Consider the following 2,418-nt stretch of genomic DNA (forward strand, 5'->3'; position numbering starts at 1 on the left):
GAGGCCCGACTTTGAGCAACTCTCCGCCCGCGACCCCGCCGTACCGGCCATGAGGCGGGCGCTCAAGCAGCGTGTCGGAAGGAGACAACTGATCGCCTTGGAGGCCGAGCTGCTCGCCGAACTCCGCGCCGTCAAACGCCGCGTCCCGCACCTCGCGGGCGGCCTGGTGGCCAGCGTGGACGGCCTGCTGGTCGCGCACGACACCCACGGGGCGGAACCCTCCGGCCTGGCCGCGATGACGGCGGCCTCGCTCTCGCTGGCCCAGCGGCTCGCCGACACCACCGGCCAGGGCGAGTTCCGCGAGTCGCTGGTGCGCGGCGAGCACGGCTACGTCGCCACCTACGCGGCCGGCGGCAGCTGCGTGCTGACCCTGCTGGCCCACCCGGACGTCAACGTCGGCCGGCTCCACCTGGAGGCCCGCCGCTGCGCCCAGCGCATCGCCGCGCTGCTGAGCGGTGCCCTGGCACCCAAGGAGCCGCTGGACGCGGGCTGACCCCGACCGGCACCCGAACCAACTGCATCCATCCCATCAACCAGCTACAGATCAACGGGAGTTGACCACCATGACCGACGCAGCCGGCGCGCTCAAGCAGGCCATGACCACCATCGAGGGCGCCATCGGCGCGGCCCTCGTGGACTACAACAGCGGCATGGCGCTCGCCACCCTCGACGGACCCGGCGGCCTGGACCTCAACGTGGCCGCGGCCGGGAACACCGATGTGGTCCGGGCCAAGATGCGCACCATGGACATGCTCGGCCTGCAGGACGGCATCGAGGACATCCTGATCACCCTGACCAGCCAGTACCACCTGATCCGCCCGCTCACCGGCCGCACCGGCAAGGGCCTCTTCCTCTACCTCGCGCTGGACAAGTCCCGCGCCAACCTGGCGATGGCCCGCCACCAGCTCACCAGGATCGAGGCCGACCTGGAGGTCTGAGCCACCGATCCGGCTCACCGATCCGACTCGTCGAGTGCTCGGACGAGGCCCCGGCGGCGGCTCAGGCCCCGCCGGGCTCCGTCCACCGGACCTCGCCGCCCGGCAGCCCGGCGCACAGCGCGCCCCCGGCGGTCAGCACGCTCCACGGCGCGAGCAGCGCGTGCGGCGGCACGGACAGCGCCCCGCCCTCCGCGAAGCCCAGCTCCAGGCCGCCGGCCGGGGTGATCCGGGCACTGTCGAGGGTCCGGCCGACCAGCCGCAGCAGGGCGGGGCTCGGCCGGAAGGTCAGCGCCGGGAAGAAGTGCTCGACCCCGGTCGGCGCGGCGAAGGACGGCGCCGCGAAGCGGAAGTCGTGTGCCACCCGTACCGTCACCGGACCGTCGAGCCGCAGGTCGAGCCGGCCGCCGCCGCTGACCGACTCCACCCGGCGACCGGCCAGCACCTCCGTGATCGCGTTCTCCATGCCCCCAGTGTCACCCGGGCGGCTGCTCCTGTCCGGCGACGACCCGCCCGCGCACCAGCTCGACCGGTCCGCCGGAGTGCGCCCGGGCGGCCAGCGCGGCGGCCGTACGGTCCCAGGACGGCCCGGTCAGCAGCGCCCGCGCCTCGTTCGGGTCGCAGAGCCGCCAGTCCACCAGTTCCCGCTCCGGAAGTTCGATCGAGCCGAGCAGTTCCTCCGTCGCCGTCCCGCCGTCGAACACGTACACCAGGACGGCGGTGTCCCGGCCGGTCGCCGGGTCGGCCGCCGGGTCGGCCGCCGCTCCCGGCTGCCAGTCCAGCGCCAGCAGCCGTCCGGGCTCGACCCGCCAGCCCAGCTCCTCGTGGATCTCCCGCCGCGCCGCCGCCCGGGGCCCCTCGCGGTCCGCCTCGACCCCGCCGCCGGGCAGCGTCCAGTACGGCACCCGTCCGCGCGGCCCGTCCCACGGCCGGAGCCGCACCAGCAGCACCCGGCCGTCACCGTCGGTGAACAGTGCCCGGGCCTTCGCCCGGATCCGCGGCCGGCTGGCGTAGTAGGTGTCGCGGTCCATCGGCGGCTCCGGCACCGGGCCGGCTGCCGCCGCTCCCAGTCCGGGTGCGTCGGCCAGCCCGGTGTACTCCGGCACCGGTCCGTCGGCGGGCAGTTCCCGCAGCGTGTGCCCGACGGGCCGGCTGTCCTCCAGCTCCAGCGGCCCGGCGGTACGCGGCGCCCGCAGGCAGGCCGCCACCCGCCGTGACAGCTGGGGCGGCAGCGCGTGCGCCGCCTGTTCGGCCGTCAGCCACTCCCAGCCGGCGACCTCCGCCGCGTCCGGCCGGATCGCCGCCGCCTGCTCCGCCGTCAACGGCTCGCCCCAGTACAGGTACGCCACGATCGGCGGACGGTTCGGGCCGAGCGCCCAGTCCACGCAGGCCAGCGACCCCAACCGGGGCGTGAACCCCAGCTCCTCGGCGATCTCCCGCACGGCCGTCGCCCGGGGCGAGTGGTCCGTGGGCTCCCACCCGC

At 75.4% G+C, this 2,418-nt stretch carries 4 protein-coding genes; 2 read left to right on the plus strand and 2 right to left on the minus strand.

Annotation, left to right across the window (positions count from 1 at the left end):
• Both J0670_RS35905 and J0670_RS35910 read left to right on the plus strand, forming a co-directional pair.
• Positions 1 to 493: roadblock/LC7 domain-containing protein (locus J0670_RS35905; protein WP_307806850.1), on the plus strand; the 493-nt coding region annotated here is incomplete at its 5' end.
• 70 nt (positions 494 to 563) lie between these two features.
• Positions 564 to 938 carry a hypothetical protein gene (locus J0670_RS35910; RefSeq protein WP_207816854.1) on the plus strand — a complete coding sequence of 125 codons (375 nt, stop codon included), beginning with the start codon at positions 564 to 566 and terminating at the stop codon, positions 936 to 938.
• A gap of 61 nt (positions 939 to 999) precedes the next feature.
• On the opposite strand, the gene J0670_RS35915 is transcribed toward J0670_RS35910, so the two are convergent.
• Together J0670_RS35915 and J0670_RS39730 are read right to left on the minus strand one after the other, a co-directional pair.
• A complete protein-coding gene (locus tag J0670_RS35915) occupies positions 1,000 to 1,401 on the minus strand; it encodes a DUF6188 family protein (RefSeq protein WP_207816857.1) in 402 nt (133 codons plus the stop codon).
• 10 nt (positions 1,402 to 1,411) lie between these two features.
• Positions 1,412 to 2,418: NUDIX hydrolase (locus J0670_RS39730; RefSeq protein WP_243438004.1), on the minus strand; the 1,007-nt coding region annotated here is incomplete at its 5' end.

Origin of the sequence: Streptomyces sp. FH025 (genome assembly GCF_017427025.1) — a bacterium.
GTDB lineage: Bacteria > Actinomycetota > Actinomycetes > Streptomycetales > Streptomycetaceae > Kitasatospora.